Source organism: Longimicrobiaceae bacterium (assembly GCA_035696245.1).
Classification (GTDB): domain Bacteria; phylum Gemmatimonadota; class Gemmatimonadetes; order Longimicrobiales; family Longimicrobiaceae; genus DASRQW01.
Genome location: DASRQW010000262.1, coordinates 1 through 3,881, shown reverse-complemented (window position 1 = coordinate 3,881; position 3,881 = coordinate 1). Strand labels below are relative to the sequence as shown.

General features: G+C 70.5%; 3 protein-coding genes. 2 read left to right on the top strand and 1 reads right to left on the bottom strand.

Translation table 11 applies throughout. The annotated features are described in order from the left end of the window. Nucleotides 1-18: 18 nt before the first annotated feature. The gene (locus VFE05_12250; GenBank protein ID HET6230835.1) at nt 19-1,812 is read right to left on the bottom strand and encodes a carboxypeptidase-like regulatory domain-containing protein; all 1,794 of its coding nucleotides are present in this window, start codon (nt 1,810-1,812) and stop codon (nt 19-21) included. Between the two features lie 717 nt (nt 1,813-2,529). Between VFE05_12250 and VFE05_12245 the strand changes: the two genes are divergently transcribed. Together VFE05_12245 and VFE05_12240 are read left to right on the top strand one after the other, a co-directional pair. Further along, nucleotides 2,530-2,913, top strand: a complete 384-nt coding sequence (locus VFE05_12245; protein ID HET6230834.1) for a hypothetical protein — start codon at nt 2,530-2,532, stop codon at nt 2,911-2,913. A gap of 39 nt (nt 2,914-2,952) precedes the next feature. Beyond that, the gene (locus tag VFE05_12240) at nt 2,953-3,681 is read left to right on the top strand and encodes a multicopper oxidase domain-containing protein (protein HET6230833.1); all 729 of its coding nucleotides are present in this window, start codon (nt 2,953-2,955) and stop codon (nt 3,679-3,681) included. Nucleotides 3,682-3,881: the final 200 nt, after the last annotated feature.

Here is a 3,881-nt window from a genome sequence, read left to right as displayed (position 1 = left end):
ACCCTCCCGGCGGCATGGTCAGGGCTGCTTGGTCCAGAGGAGGACCAGGCCGCAGCCCGTCTGCGCGCTGCGGTACTGCGCGGGAACCTCGCGCTGCTGGCGGTAGACTTCCACGCCCGCCAGCTCGGTGATCCACGTGTGGTCCACGTCAGGCTGCGGCACCGGATCGGCGGAGAGGATCTGGCGGCCGTCCAGATAGACGGGGAGGATGCATGGACGGGGTCTGCCGAACTCGTCCTGCCGGGCGACGGCACGCGTGCTCACGACCCGCAGCTCCGGCGGAAGGCCGCTGGGGCGCCCGCTCGGCTCGGGGATGGAGATGCGCCGCACGGTCACGCCAGGGATCTCGCGGAGCACCTGGCTGAGCAGCACGGTGCGGAAGCGCTTCATCTCGTCCGCCGTGAGGAAGTAGCCCTGCCCCGCGGCGCGGCGCTCCAGGAAGCCCACCGCGCGCAGCCGTTCCTCGGGCGCGCGGGCGGTGAGGGCGGGCAGGGGGATGGCAGGCGCGTCGCCGGCGCGGATGGCGAGGGCCACGCGCGTGGTGTCGCCGGCACGCAGCTGCACGCGTGCGCGGCGGGCGACGATGCCCATGGAATCCGCGCGCGGGCTGTTGAAGGTGGCGTCGTACGCGCCTTCGGGCAGGCCGGGAAGGATGAAGCGGCCCTCGGCGTCTGTGGCGGCGGAGAAATCGGTGCCGGCCAGGCGGACGCGCGCGTTCGCCAGTGGGCGAGCGCGGGTGCTGTCGAAGACGGTGCCGGCGAGGACCGCGGGACGGGTGAGCTGGTCCACGCCCCCGCCCGCCGTGCGCACGGAGAGCACGTCGCCGCCCTGCTCGGTGAGCCCCAAGCGCGTGAAGGTGCCGCCGGTGCGCATCCGCTGCGTCACCTCCGACGGCATGAGGATGCGCCAGCGGCTTACGATCCACGTTCCGTTCGCCAGGCGCCGGAAGGAGAGCGTGCCGCCCGCGTCGCGGTGCGCGGCGTTGGGCACGCGCGTGTAGGTGTAGTCCGCGCGGCGCAGCTCGGCGGTGGCGCGGTCCAGCCACAGCGTGCCGCGTACGTCGGGGACGCGGCGGCCGGGCACGGGCTCGAAGGCGAGGCCCACCAGGTCCGGCTCGCCCGGCGGCGGGCCCTGCACCCAGAAGCAGTGCTGGTCCAGGAACGCGTCCGAGAGGAGCGTGGACGCGTCCGGCGCGTGGTAGACGAGGCCGCGGACGCTGCGCTCCACGTAGCCGTAGCGATCCAGGCGGTCCAGCGGCACCGGCACGAAGGGGCTGCCGGTGATGCCTGCGCGTCTCTGTGATTCTTCGCTGAGCACCGCGCGGCTGCCGGGGTCCAGGCGGCGGCTGACCGTCTGGACGGAGAAGCGGTAGGTGTCGTCCGCATACGTGGCGGCGGTGCCGCGGAGGGCCTTGCGCGCCTCGTCCCACAGGGCGGCGGTCTGCGGGCCGGAGCCGGGGCGGACCACGCAGCGCGACTGCTCTTGCACCTCTATGGCGGCGAGCGAGACCGCCTGCGTCCGCGCCGCGAACCGGTACTCGGCGATGCTGTCGGAGCGAAGGGCGATGGGCGGCGACGTGGTGGTCGCGTAGCCCACGCGCTCCAGGCGCAGCGTGTACCGGCCCGGTGCCGGTCCCTGCATCCAGAACTGCCCCTTCGCCGTCGTCCGCGCGGAATCCACCGTCAGCCCCGCGGGGCTCAGCAGCTCCACCGACGCACCCGGCACCGGCTCTCCCGAGCGCGGATCGACCACGACGCCCTGCACCGACTGGGCAGTCAAGCGCGCGGCCGAGCAGCCGAGCAGGAATGCCATGGATAGAAGACGCATGCGGAAACGCAATCGGGTATGGGGCGGACCTATGGGAGCAGGCATCGTGCGGAGGAGCGGGGGATCGGGGATGCGCGTGGACACCGGCTGACGTGGCGTTGAAACGCGCTGTATCTCCCGAGAGCCCGACGACGGCAGAGGAATGCGTGGGCATCGGGAAACGCATCGGCTCCGCTGAAGATACGCGACGCGGTTCAGGGCCGCATCCGATGGCCGTCCCCACATGCGTGATGTTCGTCAAGTGATTCTGCACGGCCGGTACGGCACCGCATCCACCCCGATGATGGTGCCGTTCTCATCATTGCTTCCCGTCGCCATATCGTCGAATCCGCGTAGAGCGTTGGGAATATTCGACATCGGCTGCGCATCTATTGAGCAACATGGATGGAATGCATGCCGTCCTAGCATTCTTTGCCCGTATGTCGTATCATTGCAGATGCGCTGGCTCCGGCAGCGGCGAATCGGATGTGCCGGGCGCGGACATTCGGTGATGTGGGGAGTTCTCCGCATCGGAACGGGGGAGCAGGTCGGGGGGATCCCCCGTGCGGCTACCCGAGCGCACCCCACTCGATCTCCGTCGTTGGCGGACAGAATCCGTGGGATACGAGTGGCATCTTACGTCAGCGGCGGGGAGCGACCCGGCGCGCCCGGCCGGCGGGACGTGCGGCCGGCCCCAAACCCGCAACGGCGGAGCCGATTTCGATGAGCGAGCACGATACGAACGCAGCGGTCCTGGAGAAGCGCGGCAGCCGGCGCGACTTCCTGCGAATCTCCGCGCTGGGGCTGGCGGTGCCGGCCGGGCTGACGGCGCTGGCGGCGTGCGAGAAGGGCGCCGGCGGCTCCGCGGCCACTGCCGGAGCGAAAGGCGCGACCAACGAGGCTACCGCCACGGCCGGCAACGCCGCGGCGGCGGGTATGGCCCACGACAGTGACCAGAGCGGCGGCACCAACGCGGCGCACCCCGCCACGCCGCAGGACGCGCGCGCCAAGGCCGACGCCATGGACGCCATGCACGAGAAGGGGATGAAGTCGTTCCCGGCCAAGACGGCGGGCAAGGGGAACGTGCTGCTCCCGCCGCGCATGTAGGGTAGCGTCAAGGTCTACGACATCACCGCCAGCAAGATCATGTGGGAGGTGGAGCCGGGCCGGATGGTGGAGGCGTTCGCGTACAACGGCCAGGTGCCGGGCCCGCAGATCCGCGTGCGCGAGGGCGACCGCGTGCGGCTGAACCTGAAGAACGAGCTGGACCAGAGCACGGCGGTGCACTTCCACGGCGTGGAGCTGCCCAACGACCAGGACGGCGTGCCGTTCATCACCCAGCCGCCCGTGAAGCCGGGGCAGACGTACACGTACGAGTTCACGGCGCCCAACCCCGGCTCGCACATGTACCACTCGCACCACAACGCGGCCGAGCAGGTGGGGAAGGGCATGCTGGGCGCCTTCATCATCGAGCCCAAGCGGAAGCGCGCCATCGAGAACGTGGACGTGGACCACGTGCTGATCATCAACGACGGCTTCCACGGCTACACGTTCAACGGCAAGAGCTTCCCGGCGACGGAGCCCATCGTGGCGAAGCTGGGGCAGAAGCTGCGCATCCGCTTCATGAACGAGGGAATGATGATCCACCCCATGCACCTGCACGGCATGCACATGACGGTGATCGACAAGGACGGCTGGCCGCTGCCACAGCCGTTCCGGTGCGACACGCTGAACGTGGCGCCGGGCGAGCGCTGGGACGTGATCGTGAGCTGCAACAACCCCGGCACCTGGGCCTTCCACTGCCACATCCTGCCGCACGCCGAGTCCGAGCACGGCATGTTCGGCATGGTCACGGCGCTGGTGGTGCAGAAGTAGCTCGTCCGCCGCGGGCGATGCGTACGGGCCGCGGGAGGGCGCGCCCCGTGCGCTCGCACCCGCCGCGGCGTACGTTGCGTACGGGAGATGCGCGGCGGTGCGGGCTGGGCCGGGGCATCCTGGTCGGGAGATGACGAGCAGCCGACGATTCAACCGAAGGAAGCGACGATGAGCACCCCCGTGATCCGCACGCTGGAGCG

Bases quoted from the DNA above. Each gene is read 5' to 3' on its own strand.
- VFE05_12250 (HET6230835.1), bottom strand. From the start codon at position 1,812: ATGGCATTCCTGCTCGGCTGCTCGGCCGCGCGCTTGACTGCCCAGTCG.
- VFE05_12240 (HET6230833.1), top strand. From the start codon at position 2,953: ATGTGGGAGGTGGAGCCGGGCCGGATGGTGGAGGCGTTCGCGTACAAC.
- VFE05_12245 (HET6230834.1), top strand. From the start codon at position 2,530: ATGAGCGAGCACGATACGAACGCAGCGGTCCTGGAGAAGCGCGGCAGC.